The sequence below is a fragment of the Arthrobacter sp. Z4-13 genome (genome assembly GCF_054792705.1).
This window is the reverse complement of record NZ_CP096459.1, coordinates 4,175,763-4,189,508: the sequence shown is the minus strand read 5'-3', so window position 1 is coordinate 4,189,508 and position 13,746 is coordinate 4,175,763. Positions and strand designations below refer to the sequence as shown.

The 13,746-nt window shown below is 61.4% G+C and carries 8 protein-coding genes; 5 read left to right on the top strand and 3 right to left on the bottom strand.

Translation table 11 applies throughout. From position 1 onward, the window contains the following. Positions 1–93 precede the first annotated feature (93 nt). From M1E07_RS21175 to M1E07_RS21165, 3 genes are read right to left on the bottom strand one after another with little or no spacing between them, the layout of a single operon-like run. Complete coding sequence (locus M1E07_RS21175) at positions 94–1,641, bottom strand: family 43 glycosylhydrolase (RefSeq protein WP_461188556.1); 1,548 nt, start codon at positions 1,639–1,641, stop codon at positions 94–96. Between the two features lie 22 nt (positions 1,642–1,663). Further along, positions 1,664–4,831, bottom strand: coding sequence for a glycosyl hydrolase (locus M1E07_RS21170; protein WP_461190459.1), 3,168 nt, complete (start codon positions 4,829–4,831; stop codon positions 1,664–1,666). Positions 4,832–4,836: 5 nt separating this feature from the next. After that, positions 4,837–6,696, bottom strand: coding sequence for a glycoside hydrolase family 3 protein (locus tag M1E07_RS21165; RefSeq protein ID WP_461188555.1), 1,860 nt, complete (start codon positions 6,694–6,696; stop codon positions 4,837–4,839). A 198-nt stretch (positions 6,697–6,894) separates the two neighbouring features. Here M1E07_RS21165 and M1E07_RS21160 point away from each other — a divergent pair, with 198 nt between their 5' ends. The 5 genes from M1E07_RS21160 to M1E07_RS21140 all read left to right on the top strand — a co-directional run bounded on the left by M1E07_RS21160 (position 6,895) and on the right by M1E07_RS21140 (position 13,714). Further along, complete coding sequence (locus M1E07_RS21160) at positions 6,895–8,154, top strand: ROK family transcriptional regulator (protein WP_461188554.1); 1,260 nt, start codon at positions 6,895–6,897, stop codon at positions 8,152–8,154. A 315-nt stretch (positions 8,155–8,469) separates the two neighbouring features. Continuing rightward, positions 8,470–9,984, top strand: coding sequence for an ABC transporter substrate-binding protein (locus M1E07_RS21155; RefSeq protein ID WP_461188553.1), 1,515 nt, complete (start codon positions 8,470–8,472; stop codon positions 9,982–9,984). A gap of 81 nt (positions 9,985–10,065) precedes the next feature. After that, complete coding sequence (locus M1E07_RS21150) at positions 10,066–11,001, top strand: ABC transporter permease (protein WP_461190458.1); 936 nt, start codon at positions 10,066–10,068, stop codon at positions 10,999–11,001. Next, positions 10,998–12,833, top strand: coding sequence for a dipeptide/oligopeptide/nickel ABC transporter permease/ATP-binding protein (locus M1E07_RS21145; protein WP_461188552.1), 1,836 nt, complete (start codon positions 10,998–11,000; stop codon positions 12,831–12,833). The genes M1E07_RS21150 and M1E07_RS21145 overlap by 4 nt, the downstream gene beginning before the upstream one ends. Then, positions 12,830–13,714, top strand: a complete 885-nt coding sequence (locus tag M1E07_RS21140; protein ID WP_461188551.1) for an ATP-binding cassette domain-containing protein — start codon at positions 12,830–12,832, stop codon at positions 13,712–13,714. Before M1E07_RS21145 ends, M1E07_RS21140 begins: the two co-directional genes overlap by 4 nt. Positions 13,715–13,746 lie beyond the last annotated feature (32 nt).

Below are 13,746 nucleotides of genomic sequence, written 5' to 3'. Positions count from 1 at the left end.
GACCTGGAGCCTCATGGCTTGCGGTCCTGACTACAGCACCTACGTTGCGGACGGGGGATGCGTTGGATGCTGCTGGCCTTGGTGTAGCCCAGCCTAAAAGGCGCGGTAAGTGAAGTTCCTGAACCGCACCTCCCCTGTCCCGGCTGCGAAAAGTGCCGGGCGCAGGCTGAGGAGTTCGTCGGCCGTATTTGTGTTGTAACCCTCCACGTTGAAACGCAATCCGTGCCTGGTCCAGTCCGTCCCGTCCAGGCTGTAGTACTGGGTGACGATGTGGTTGTCGTTGACTATTCGCAGATGCATGGTCCGGGCCGCAGGAGCAGGTTCACGCCAGTACGGAATAGCCCTGCCGGCACGGTAGCTGGTCATGCTGCCGCCGTCGTGGCCCATGCCGCAGAACAGGCGGTCGCTGTAGAAGAGCAGCAGGCCGCCCTGCGCGCCATCACTGGCTTCCATCTCCACCGTGATCTCATAGCGCCGGTCGCCCACGATACATGTCAACGCCGAGCTGTCTGACGGGCCTGATCCACGGGCTTGCAGAACCAGGCCACCGTCAAAGGATGCCCGAAGATACTCGTCCTTGGACGGGGCATGGAATGACCATTGGGTTCCAAAGCGCACGGTGGAAAAATCATCGGACAACGGCGAGCCATGGCTCTGATCGGCTGCCCGCGAAGCGACGGGCAGGGGTGCCGGCAGTGCCGCCGAAAGATCTCCCCCGCCTGCTCTTGGCCATCCTTCCTCGTCCCATTCGATGGGTTCCAACAGCGTTTGCCGACCGAGAGTAGCGAACCCGTTTTCGTAGCCGTGGTAGATGCTCCACCATTGACCGTTCGGACCCTCGAACAAGGTGGCATGGCCCTTGCTCCACCATGGTTCGAGGGCGTCCCAAGTCCTGATGATGGGGTTGCGGGGGCAGTCCTCCCACGGGCCGTGCACTGAGCGGGAGCGGGCGACCGTGACCATGTGCCCGGTTGGTGGGCCTGATGTCCCGCCCACCGCGGTCGTGAGGTAGAACCATTCCCCGCGGCGGGTCAACTTGGGCCCTTCCAGCGCGTAGGCTTCAACCACCCAGTCGTCGGGGTAGCGCCAGCCGTCGTAGACGTGCTCCACGGGTCCGTTCGTAGCCAGTCCGTCGTCGGTGAGCCGGACACGGCTGACTCCGCTCAGGAACAGATAGCGGTTGCCGTCCTCTCCCACCACGTGCCCCGGATCGATATGCCCTTCGATGCCCAGGTTAATCGGCTCGCTCCAAGGTCCTGCCATGTCCTCGGCATGGATGACATACGTCAACACAGGCGCAGTTGGGTCCGGGGAGACAGCGGTGGGAATGATCGGTATGTAGATGAAGTACCGGCCGTCCACCTTGCACATGTCCACCGCAAAGACGCAGCCGATGGGTGTGGGTAGAGCCGGCCCGAGCGGTTGCCAGTTCAGCAGGTCCCGTGAATGCCAGATAATGAGCCCTGGCGTGGACTCGAAGGAGGAGAAGGTCACGTAGTAGTCATCGCCGTCGCGGAGGATGGCCGGGTCCGGGTGGTCCCCGGCGAACACCGGGCCCTCAGGTAGGTTCCATCGCCGAGGTCGGCCCGGCGTTGGCCTTCCAGGCTCACGGCGGGAGGCGTTGTTTGGTATGTCATTCATCCAGTCTTTTCACTAGTGGAAATTACGGGTGGTGCTTGTAGACCAAGCCCAACGGGCCCAGTAGGCCTGCCGGCAGGATTTCGGCTTCATGGTTGAACACGGTCGTCATAGGTGGGTAGAGCGTCCCGGTGTTGCTGCGGGCTTCAGCAATCAGCCGGTTGCGCCACGGATTTGTGACGCTGATTTCGATCCGGTTCGTCCCGGGCCTCAGCGCGTTGGTGGACACCCTGTAGGGAGCAGTCCAGAGAATCCCTGCCTCTTCTGCATTGATTTTGATGTGCGCTACATCAGCAACATCGGCGAACTGGACTGCCTGCGGGAGGTGGGGGCCGTCGAGCTGGAACTCCACCACGTAAGTGGCCGTGCCGGAGAAGTGCTCCGCCCAGAGTCCGGGGTCGGTCCAATAGGCGGCTTGCGTTAGCTGTATCGGGTCGGAGCCGGGAATGGTGAGGCTCCATTCTCCCGCGGCCTCGGTAACCCACTCCTTTTCGGGGCGTGGATCCGCTTCGCCTTTGAGAATGAAGAGCGAACCATAGGGGGGTAGCCGCACGTCGTAGCCGTCTCCGCCATAGGCGCCCTTGAGGGCCCATTGACTTAGTGTTACCGGGTCCCAGGCAACCAATCTGCCATCCACGTTTGGCATCGTCACGGTGGTGCGCAGCTCTTCGTTGACAGGGTTGGCGATGAAAAGCAGAGGTTGATCGCCGTCCACCCAGCGAGCGATCCGCCGCACCCTGGAGTCACCCACCATCATGCGTGGTGGGAAATGTTCCCTAAGCACGGAAGCCAGATCTGTGGTGGCGAAAACCTTGCCGCTGTTCGAGCTGTCCCAAATGAGGTTGCACAAACGCTCGTGCTCGGAGTCCTCGTCCGACAAGGAGCGCTTAGCCCCCGGGCGTTCGCCAACGACGGTCGCGCCCTGCTCCACCAATCGCAGGATCGCTTCGAGGGCTCTTGTGCTCATCCTGTTGCTGGCACCGCCAAGGTAAAGAAGCCTGTAGCGGGATGAACCTGCCTGCAGTTCGCCCGCCTGGACATTCAAGACGTTACGGAGTGCATCCGGTCCGATGTAGTCGTAGTCGTAGTCAACAGGAGCGTCGTGGTTGCAAGTATTCCCGAAAAGCGCGGTGACGGGGGCTTCCTCGCCTATGAAGTAGGCGATATCCACCGCTGGCCGGCCAAGAGAAAGAAGGTGCGAGCACCGGGCCAAATAGTCCACCCAAGGCTTGGCAGCGGACGCCCAGGTTTCGTTGCGGGTAAAGGATTGCCCGAGTGAGGGCGCCAGGGCGATGCCGGGTGGTGGTACCTGGGTGGGTTGGTGTGGGGACGTATGCATGCAGAAGCGGGTCACACCGAGTGCCAGTTGGAGGTCAGCCACATGCTTCAAAGACTTCGGCGAATCACTCCAGGGGTTCCGTCCTGAGGTAAAGGCTTCAGCGCCGGTGTGGCTGCGTCCGTAGACGTGTGCCACCGATGAGGCGCCTTTGAGGTCCGCGACGTAGGTAGGCGCGGGGCCCGCTTCAGAGCTGAAGGTCCACATGGCCCCCATGGGGACATCTGCGTGCGAGCGCATGGCCAGATCGTCGCCTAGCTGTGGCCTGCGGTCTTCAAGGGCTTCCGCGTAGTAGATCGCGCCACGCTTATGTGCTTCTTCGGACAGTGTGCCGTAGTAGGACTCCGCGAAGACTTCAGCGAGCGTCCGCCGGAAGTCAGAGAGAAAGAGGTCGCTGGAACGTGCGTCCTCCACCAGGAACCCGGCTGTGGTGAGCATCCACGGGATCATGTCGTAGCCGCGAAGACGGCGGAAACCGGCATCGAGGTGATCCGTGATGTTCTGCAGTCCGGCCTCAATGCTGTCGCTGAGCAGGCCGTCGATCGGTGCATCGCCGAACTGCGCCAGGTGCGTTGAGATGTAGCGCCGGACTCTTTCGCTATCAAGTTTGTCCACCTCGAGTCCTGTGGCTTCCGGGAGTGCGGGGCCGTTGGTCTGTCCGGTAAGGGAGGCTCCGAAGCGAACGATTCTCCAGGTCCCTTCAGGAAGCGGGCTCGTGAGCCTTCCCTGGAAGAGGTGTCCGCTGACGTTCAGGATTTCGGCCAGCGGAACTACAGCGAATGCCGCCTTCGGGTCTGTATCAAGGTGGTCGTAGTCGGGCGCGGTGGCGAAACCACTCTTCGCCTCCCGGTGGGCGGGCATGCCGGACTCGTAGAGGGCGAATCTTTTGATGGTGAACTCGCTGAGCGGCCGAAAAACCGGCGGGGGCACCACCCCTTTCTCGAACGCCGCCAGAACCGTCGATATCCCGTCGGCCTGCAGCCGCAACCGGAAATGCGTCCCGGTAACGGCGGGAAAAGACATGGTCCGCGAGGGGCATTGTGTCGCCGGCAACGTGCAGACGGTGACGTAACCGCCGTCGTCATTCTGGACCTGCAGGGTGGCGGTGGCGGGCGGAGCCGCACCGAAGCCGTGAGGGCCGGGGAGCTCGATGACACAGGAACGCACGGTCACGGGGGTGGCAAAGGCCTGTTCGATCCAGGCCACCGAGTGGTCGTCCGGGTCGCGGGCCAGCCGGAAACCTTCGACGGCGATGGCATGGTTAGCGGTGACCGCTTCCGCAGGCGAGTCGGAAGTCCGGACGAACGCAGGCTCCAAAGCGTCGTGGGTGCTGTGGAACGGGATGGCCAAGGCAAAGAGGTCTTTGGCATCTCCCGAGCCTTCGTTCGGCTCGACTCCCCACCTGGGGATGTCCTGGTACGGCCCTGCGACGTCCGGGAGTCTGTTGAGTTGAACCAGCTCGCCGCCTTCCACCACGGTCTGCGACCACACCAGCTTGCGCATGGCATCGGCCTTATCAACCCACGGGGCTCCTGCGGCGCTCCACCCGGCAGAAGTGGCAACGGTGAAGTCCAGGCCGAAGCCGTGGGCCGTCGACGCGGCAACGGTGACAGCTTCGCGCCACTGCTCGCTGCCGGGAATCACAGCCTTTTCCACCACAAGTGGGTTACCCAGCGCCCCGTCGAAGGATTGAACGCCTCGGACGCCCACGGAATGGAGCCAGCGAAGGTCCGCGCGAATGCCCTCGAGGTCCACATTGCCGTCCATCCAGTGCCACCACGCGCGAGGTCGCGCCGAATCCGGGGGGTCAACGAACTCACTCCAGAGAACTTCGCTCGATAGTTGTTTTCCGGTCATCCCGTTCACGTAAGTATCCCGGACTCGCTCCGGGAAGTTGATGGCAGGCTGAGGCCGGCGCCGTACGGGTAGAGCGGATTTAGGGTGTCGTTGGGGACGTCAGGATGTGAAGCTTCGACGGCGGCCATGGAGCGAGGCAGCTCGATCGGCAACCGGCCCTTGGGTGGAATCGCAGCAGTCAAAGCATCCAGCAGTGCAGCATCGGATGCGCCAAAGTTTGCGGTGATGGCAGTGGCAATGGTGTCAAAGGGGGTCAGGATTGCTGCCCGTTCGAGGTAGACGTCCAGGATCACGGGGAGTTCTGCTGCAAGTGCTCGTACCCTTGCGATCTCTTCGTCCGGGAAGTCGAGGCTGCCCTGATGCGTCATGGCGTCCAGGAAGTACTCGTTGCGTGGTTCGTAGGGCGCTGCCAGGCGTACCAGCGCTACATCAGCCTCCGCCACATCCGAAACGAGGATCACCTGATCGGTAACAACGGCCGGGTCCACACCTTCGACATATACGCGGGTACCGGGTGCCAGGGGCAGCAACCCTTCGTTCTTGAGGACGGTAACGGATTCGGCCTGGGCGCGGTGTCCGGCTTTGCGGAACGGCTCGGATCCCACCACCTCGTTGACCGCATCCGCGTCAACGTAAGGATTGTCGAAGAGCCCCAGCTCGAATTTAACCCGGAGGATTCTCAGCGCCGATGCATCCACTCTCTCCGGGGACAACTTGCCGCTGGCCAGCAGCTCAAGTACCAACTCCGTGCAGGATTCGCCACCAAGCTGCTCTACGCCGGCGTCGAATAGTTTCTGCACCCGGTCACGTGGGCTGAGGTGCTCCACACCCCACGCCTTGGCGGGAAAGGGCAGGCCAAAGACCTCAAGGTCAGTGACAAGCTGCCAGTCGCTTAAGACAACACCCTCGAAGCCGAGCTGTTCTCGAAGAAGTGACGTGATCAGGTATTTGTTGTACGAGAAGCCCACCTCCTCCACGTCGATGCCATCAATCACGAGGCCTTTCGCTAGTGAGTAGTAGGGCATGATCGCGCTCGTGCCGGCGGCGATCGCTGCACGGAACGGCGCCAGGTGTTCGGCAAAGTTGCCGCCGGGGTAGATCTGAGCTTTGCCTGACGGGAAGTGTGGGTCCTCCCCGTCTTCCTGGGCGCCTCCGCCCGGGAAGTGCTTGGCGGTACAGGCTACGCTCGAGGACGACAGCGTCCCGCCCTGTAGACCTGCGATGAGCAGCGCACCGTACTCCGAGGTCACCGCGGAGTTTGAACTGAAGCTCTGCAGTTGGCGTGCCCAGCGCGGTTCAGATGCCAGGTCAATCTGCGGGTGGAGAGCTGCACGAAGACCCACGGCCACATACTCCCGCCTGGCCGTCTCCGCGAACTCGCTCATGACAGCGGGATCGCCGAGGGCGGCAAAGCCCATAGGTTCGGGCCACTGCGAAAACGAGCCCGCGGCAAAGGCCATACCGTCATTTTGCGCAAAGCCATGGCGGGGATCGGTGGCAAAAGTAATGGGGATCCCGTGTGGGGTGAGCTCTGCGAGCTCCTGCATGGCATTCTGCCAACGCGCCATGTGCTGGGCGGACGGGACTTGGCCAATGTTGAAATGGTTGATGGACCTGCCCACCACAAAGTCACGCGGAGACTCCGGCCCGAACGGACTCGCTGAGTCGTGATCCGCCACCTCACCCACAACCATCACCGTGTTGAAGAGGAGCCCTGTTTTTTCTTCGACCGAGAGGCGTGTCAGGAGATCCTTGGCGCGCGTGGCTGCATCCAGCCGTGGATCTTCGTACGGATCCAGCACTCCGTTTCCGTTCAAGTCGCGGTACTGGACACCGTCTTCTGTGGTCCTGACAGATCGCCGCATGCGGCCTCCTTGTGTGATGGGTTTCATAGAGTTTATCCGCTTACCGGAAAAAGTTATAGACTGGACCTGTTAAGCGCAAGCTAAAGTTGCGGATAGTGACCCAAAAAGCACCCTGACCGCCGGCCATTGACGTCAAGCGCGATCGGGCTGTTGCCGCGGGTCCCATCAAGGTGCTGAAGGCGCTTGGAGGGAAAATCAATGGCCATAGAGCGGTACACCGGACTGGCATCAGTGCTGGAGACAATCCGTTGGCAGGACGGCATTACGCAGGCAAGCCTGACCGATCAGGTAGGGCTGGGGCGCAGTGTTGTTGCCGAGCGGGTTGCAGAACTCGAACAGATCGGGCTTATCCACTCCCCCGGCCGCGCTCCCTCTACGGGCGGGCGCACCGCCAAGCTGTTGTCACTCAATGCCCAGGCCGGCTACGTCATAGGCGTGGATATTGCGTCCAATGAAATGGTGGTCAGCGCTTCCGATCTGGCCGGCGCCCTGCTGGGCACCCGCCACCGGGAGCTATGCGAGATCGGCGAAGGGCCGGCGCGGATCCTGAGCCAGGTCAATGCGATCATCGACGACGTCATCAGGGAGCAAAGCGGCAACAACCTGCTGGGGATCGGCGTGGGACTCTCCGGTCCGGTCAATTTCGATACCGGCACTCCCGTTGGCGTACCGGTCATGCCGGGCTGGGAGGACTACCCCGTACGGGAAGAGTTCGCGGCGCGCTGGCCGGTTCCAGCATGGGTGGACAATCGAGTCAATCTTCTGGCGCTGGCTGAAATAGAGAGCAATCCGCGGGCTGCCAAGGCAAAGCACCTGCTCTATTTCGGCGCCGGCGCCGGAGTTGGAGCTGCCCTCATCACCGATGGCAGGCTCTACCGGGGCTCCCACGGCCTGGCAGGCTCTATTGGCCATGTGGCCGTTCCCGAGGCCGGAGTAGTTGCCTGCAGGTGCGGGCGCACAGGCTGCCTTGAGGCAGTCACCAGCGGATGGGCGATTGAGCGGGACGGCTTAATGTTGGCCGAAACGGGACGCAGCCCCTACCTCGCGCAAGTCCTTAAGGAGACCGGACGTGTTCGCGCCTATGACGTGACGCTGGCCGCTGAGCACGAAGATGCCGCTGCGAAGGAGCTACTCAACCGAACAGCGGCACTCCTTGGAAGCAGCCTGGCAACCCTGGTCAGTTTCTTCGCTCCTCACATGCTGGTTGTTGGCGGTGGCATTGCCCGGGCCAAGGACATCGTGCTCAAGCCCATACAGCAAGCAGTCCTGGAACGGCTGCCCTCCACGGGCGCACCAGACCTGATAGTGGAGTTATCCGCCATCGACGAGCAGGTAGGCGGCGTCGTAGGTGCCGCCCAGCTTGTTCTTGGCGAGCTCTTCTCCAAAGACAACCTGCCCGGGCTCCTGGAGCGGCTGACGCAACCTCTCAACCAGGGCAGGGAAGGGCTTTCTGCCTAATATTCCGAACTCCGGAAGAAGTTGTTGACTTCTTCCGGTCACCGGATTATCGTTGTAACAGGCGCCACAAAGCCCTCAACCAGCAACATTGACCTCGATGGCGAGGGAGACCACATGGAGCACACCCTCTGCATCCGTTGGCCCTGCGCCGGTAACGCATACAAGGAATCCGCGGGATTCCCTGTGAAGCAAGGCGCCTTTTTACGGCATTTCAGCCACCACTCACCGCAATACCTGTCGATCTCCGTAGCGTTGTCGCCGGAGAACAGTCGGATCACTCGAAGCTGAGCTTTCGACGCCTTGTCTAGGAGAAACATGCGCAAACTAGTCGGCATTGCCGCCGTCACAGCCGTCCTGGCGCTTACCGCCTGCACCGGCTCCTCCCCTGGCGGTTCCACCGCCCCCACTGAATTGGACCTGGCAGCCATTGCCCCGCCCGAGTCCTTCTCGCCGGGCAACTTCGGTACTGGCCCCACCACGATGTTCCTGCAGCCCGTGTACGACTCCCTCTTCCGGAACACCAATGAGGGAGAACCGGCTGAGAACATCGTGACCAAATGGTCCTACGATGACACCCGCACGAAGCTGTCCCTCACCATCAGGGAAGGCGTTAAATTCACCGATGGTACGCCCCTGGATGCGACTGCAGTCAAAGCCAATCTGGATTCGGCCCGCAAGGGTACAGGCGAAGCCGGCGGACAGCTGCGCTTCATCCAGGATGTCACCGTCACCGACGCCACCAACCTCACGGTCACGCTCTCCGCTCCGGACCCATCGCTCGTGCCGAATCTGGGCGGAACCGCCGGTGTCCTAGCCAGCCCGAAGGCCTTGGGAACCCCGGAGCTGGACACCACGCCCATAGGTTCCGGCCCTTATATCCTGGATGCCGCAAAGTCCCAGACCGGCATCAAGTACGCCTACACCAGAAATCCGGACTACTGGAACGCCAAGGACTTCCCGTTCGACACTTTGGAAGTCACCGTCTTCAACGACAACAACGCTATCCTCAACGCTCTGCGGGCCGGTGAAACACACTTCGCAGTGGTGACCGATAAGGATTCAAACAGCCTCAAATCTGCTGGCCTGAACATCCAGGCCAGCCCCGCCTACACCACCAGCGGCCTGTACTTGTTCGACCGCAAGGGTTCCCTCGTCCCTGCGCTCGCCGACGCCAAGGTTCGCCAGGCGATCAACATGGCACTGGATCGCGATGCCATCCACGCGCAAGTCTTCGGCGGTAAGGGAAAGGCCACCAGCCAGGTCTTCAGTTCCACCAGTGACGCTTACATGCCGGAGCTGGACAAGAAGTACCCCTTCGATGTGGACGGCGCGAAGAAGCTTCTCGCGGACGCCGGTTACGCAAACGGCTTCACCCTGCCAATGCCGGACGTATCACCCGTCTATCCGGACCAGCAAGCGGCTGTGACTGAAGCGTTGACGGCTATCGGCATCACACCGCAGTACCAGCCAGTCAACGGCCAGACTTTCATCTCGGATCTGTTGGCAGGAAAGTATCCCGCAGCGATTTTCGGGCTCAACAGCCCGCGCCCATGGGATTTCGCCCAGATCGCACTCACTCCCGAGTCACTCTGGAACCCGTTCCGCGTCTCCGATCCCACTGTGGCCGATCTGATCAACAAGGCCCAAGGCGAAACCGGTGAGGCCCAAACCGAAACGTTCCGTCAACTGAACACCTATGTGGTGGACCAAGCCTGGTTTGCGCCCTACATCCAGTCTGACAACGTCTTCGCGAGCAGCGCCGAAATCACGGTTACGCCGCAGCGTTATTCCACTATGCCGCCGCTCTGGGGCCTTACTCCCACGCAGTAGTACATGGGTGGCCGGTCCATCCGGGCCGGCCTCCCCCTGCCCATCCGTCATCTTCCCGAAGCCCAAGGAGCTGCCGTGCTGATGTTTATCCTTCGCCGCCTGGCCTCAGGACTGGTGCTCATGTTCGTTATTTCCACAGCAACGTTCTTCCTCCTGAACCTCACGGGGCAAGACCCTGTCCGTCAGGTTCTGGGACCAGTGGCTTCGGCCGAACAGGTGGAGGCCAAGCGCCAACAACTGGGCCTCGATGAACCGTTGATCACGCAATACTTCCAGTGGCTCGGATCAGCCGTACGTGGAGATTTGGGCCGGTCCTGGTTCACCAACCAGCCGGTAGGAGAATTACTCTCCCAAACACTCCCGCCCACCCTTTCCATGGTGATCGGATCACTGGTCCTCGCTGCCTGTTTCGGAACCCTGATCGGGGTAACAGCTGCTTTACGCCGGGGACGACTTGATCGCGGTCTCCAGGTGGTGTCCACCCTGGTTCAGGCAATTCCCGGTTTCCTGGTGGCCCTGGTCCTGGCCTTGGTTTTCGCTGTCCAACTTCGCTTGCTCCCGGCTACCGGGTTCACTGCCTTCACCGACTCTCCCGGCAAGTGGCTCGCCTCCATCACACTCCCGGTCATTGCGTTGGCTTTAGGTTCTTTAGCTTCCATTGCCCTGCAGGTCCGGGGATCAATGATCGATGTTATGCAGCAGGACTTTGTCCGGACACTGCGCAGCCGTGGCCTCCCCGAGCGAAGCGTCGTGGTGAAGCATGCTTTACGCAGCGCCGCAGGCCCGAGCCTCACCACGGTTTCTCTGATGTTCATCGTGGCCATCTCCAGTTCGGTGATCATTGAGAAAGTTTTCAACATCCCCGGGATCGGCACCCAGGCCAACAACTCTGCCGGCCGTGGCGACCTGCCCGTTGTGCTCGGGATCGTCCTGGTCACAGTGGTGCTCGTCGTCGTCGTCAATCTCCTCGTCGATCTGGCACAAGGCTGGATCAATCCGAAAGTTCGTGTCTCATGACCGATAACCTCGTCACCGGCACCCGCAAGTCGCTGGAAGTGGTTAGCTCCGCACCCCAAGGCGACAAACTGTTCAAGAAGTTCCTTCGTGAACCCGCAGCAGTGATCTCGTTGGTGTTCCTCGCCTTGCTGGTGATCGTGGCGATCCTCGCACCATTGATCTCTTCCTACGATCCCACGGCCACCCGCCTCGCCGATGTCCTGGCACCGCCTTTCACCCCCGAGCATCCTTTGGGAGCTGATGGCGTGGGCCGCGACGTACTGGCAAACCTCGTCTACGGCGCCCAGACCAGCCTTTCAAGTGCCGCGATCGTTATCGCTGTGAGTTTGCTGATTGGAGTACCCACCGGACTCTTGGCGGGTTACCGCCAAGGGTGGATCGACGGTGTCAGCATGTGGATCAGCGGCGCCCTGCTATCGCTGCCGGCAATCGTTGTGCTCCTTGTAGTGCTGGCCCGTGTAGGACGCAGCACCTCACTTGCGCTGGTGGTATTCGGCATACTGATCGCCCCCTCGGTGTTTCTTCTCATCCGCGGCTCGGTCCGGGCCGTGCGCGAAGAGTTGTACGTGGACGCAGCCCGGGTCTCCGGCTTGAGCGATATCCGCATCATGGTTCGTCACATCCTTCCGGTAGTCATCACGCCCACCATCATCCAGGCGGCATTGTTGGCAGGCGCCGGCATAGGAATCGAAGCAGGCATCGCCTTCCTTGGCCTTGGCTCCTCTGACAAGGCCAGTTGGGGCCTGATGCTCAATGACGCATCGCAGAACATCTTCAACGCTCCCTGGCTGCTCCTCTGGCCAAGCGTTGCCCTGGTGTTGACGGTCATGGCCTGCACCTTGGTAGGAAACGGCTTCCGCGACGCTTTGGCGAACTACGGATCGTCTGCCGGCCCCGCCAGGAAAGTAAAAGCTGCAAAGCATGCCAGTACAACTCCTGAACCTGCACGGCCAATGAAGAAAGCGCCTGTGGATCCTGGCGACGCACTCCTGGTCATCGACGATCTCCGGGTTTCCTACCCCCGCCCCAACGGTGAGAAGTCCGGCGTCGTCAAAGGCATTTCCTTGAAGGTGGAGCGCGGCCAGATCCTTGGCCTGGTGGGAGAATCAGGCTCCGGTAAATCACAAACTGCCTTCTCGGTCCTGGGACTCTTGCCCGGTCAAGCCGAGATGAGTGCGGGGACGTTGAGTTTCGCCGGAGCGGATCTGCTGGGGATGACTCGAAAGGAGCGCAATCGCCTACGTGGCGCCCGGATCGGGTACATCCCCCAGGAGCCCATGAGTAACCTCGATCCCGCCTTCCGCATCGGGTTCCAACTCACCGAGCCAATGCAACACCATTTGGGAATCTCAGCGAAGGCTGCAAAAGATGAAGCCATCAAACTGCTAGCCCGCGTAGGCATTCCTGATCCGGAGCGGGTCTTCAAGTCCTACCCGCATCAAGTCTCAGGCGGAATGGCGCAGCGCGTGCTCATTGCCGGAGCCGTTTCCTGCAATCCTGAACTGCTCATTGCCGACGAACCCACCACCGCCCTGGACGTTACTGTGCAGGCCGACGTGCTGGACCTGATTCGCAGCCTTCAGGCAGAACGCGGCATGGGTGTGGTCCTGGTGACCCACAACTTCGGCGTCGTCGCGGATCTGTGCGATCAAGTGGCCGTGATGCGCAATGGAGAAATTGTGGAGGTAGCTGCCGTGACTGAGCTGTTCAACAACCCCCAGGAAGAGTACACGCGGCTCCTCTTGGACTCTGCGCTCGATTCAACGTCAAAGGCACTAACCGGCCATCCCCTCGCCCCAGGCCTGACCACCGAGATAGAAGGTGCACGATGACTTTCCTTAGCCAGACGCTGCCCGAAGCTGAGCCCCTCCTGCGGATCACGGACCTGACGGTCGACTACAGGGTGGGCGGGTTCGGCAGAAAACGGACATTCCGGGCGTTGAAAGGCGTGAGCCTGGACATCAACCCCGGGGAAACCCTGGGACTCGTAGGCGAGTCCGGATCTGGTAAGTCAACCATCGGCCGTGCCGTGCTCGGGCTCGCGCCCGTGACCGGCGGCGACATCCGTTTCGACGGCAGGTCAATCACCAAGCTCAGTAAGAAGGAACGCCGGGCACTGAGCAGCGACATTCAGGTGGTGTTTCAGGATCCTTATACCTCATTGAATCCGTCAATGACCATCAGCGACATTTTGTCGGAGCCCATGCAGGTATCCGGCACCTCCCGGACTGATGCTCAACGGCGGGTTCGGGAACTCCTCGATGTAGTGAATTTGCCCTCCAACGCGAGTACCCGCTATCCGCGCGAGTTCTCGGGCGGCCAGCGGCAACGCATCGCCATTGCCCGGTCCCTGTGCAGGAATCCCAAGCTCATTGTGTGTGATGAGCCCGTCAGCGCACTGGACCTGTCCACCCAGGCACGGGTTCTTCAACTTTTCTCCGACATACAAGAGCAGACCGGGGTTTCGCTCCTGTTTGTGACCCACGATCTGGATGTGGTGCGGCACATCAGCGAGCGCGTGGCAGTGATGCGACGCGGAGAAATCGTGGAGACCGGCATCACGGAACAGGTTATTGCCAAGCCGCACCATGCCTACACGAAGGCCCTCCTCCTGGTCTCCCCCATCGCCAACCCGGCCCGGCAAGCCGAGCGGCGCCGGGAACGACGACTTTTTCTTGACGCTCAACCTGCACTGTCGACAGCTGCCCGCTGAGCAAACACCAGGGCGTGAAGCCCTCCCTTCTA

What these genes read in the sequence shown, in the direction of transcription:
- M1E07_RS21175 (WP_461188556.1), bottom strand. Translation starts at nt 1,641, where the DNA reads ATGAATGACATACCAAACAACGCCTCCCGCCGTGAGCCTGGAAGGCCA.
- M1E07_RS21170 (WP_461190459.1), bottom strand. Translation starts at nt 4,831, where the DNA reads ATGACCGGAAAACAACTATCGAGCGAAGTTCTCTGGAGTGAGTTCGTT.
- M1E07_RS21165 (WP_461188555.1), bottom strand. Translation starts at nt 6,696, where the DNA reads ATGCGGCGATCTGTCAGGACCACAGAAGACGGTGTCCAGTACCGCGAC.
- M1E07_RS21160 (WP_461188554.1), top strand. Translation starts at nt 6,895, where the DNA reads ATGGCCATAGAGCGGTACACCGGACTGGCATCAGTGCTGGAGACAATC.
- M1E07_RS21155 (WP_461188553.1), top strand. Translation starts at nt 8,470, where the DNA reads ATGCGCAAACTAGTCGGCATTGCCGCCGTCACAGCCGTCCTGGCGCTT.
- M1E07_RS21150 (WP_461190458.1), top strand. Translation starts at nt 10,066, where the DNA reads ATGTTTATCCTTCGCCGCCTGGCCTCAGGACTGGTGCTCATGTTCGTT.
- M1E07_RS21145 (WP_461188552.1), top strand. Translation starts at nt 10,998, where the DNA reads ATGACCGATAACCTCGTCACCGGCACCCGCAAGTCGCTGGAAGTGGTT.
- M1E07_RS21140 (WP_461188551.1), top strand. Translation starts at nt 12,830, where the DNA reads ATGACTTTCCTTAGCCAGACGCTGCCCGAAGCTGAGCCCCTCCTGCGG.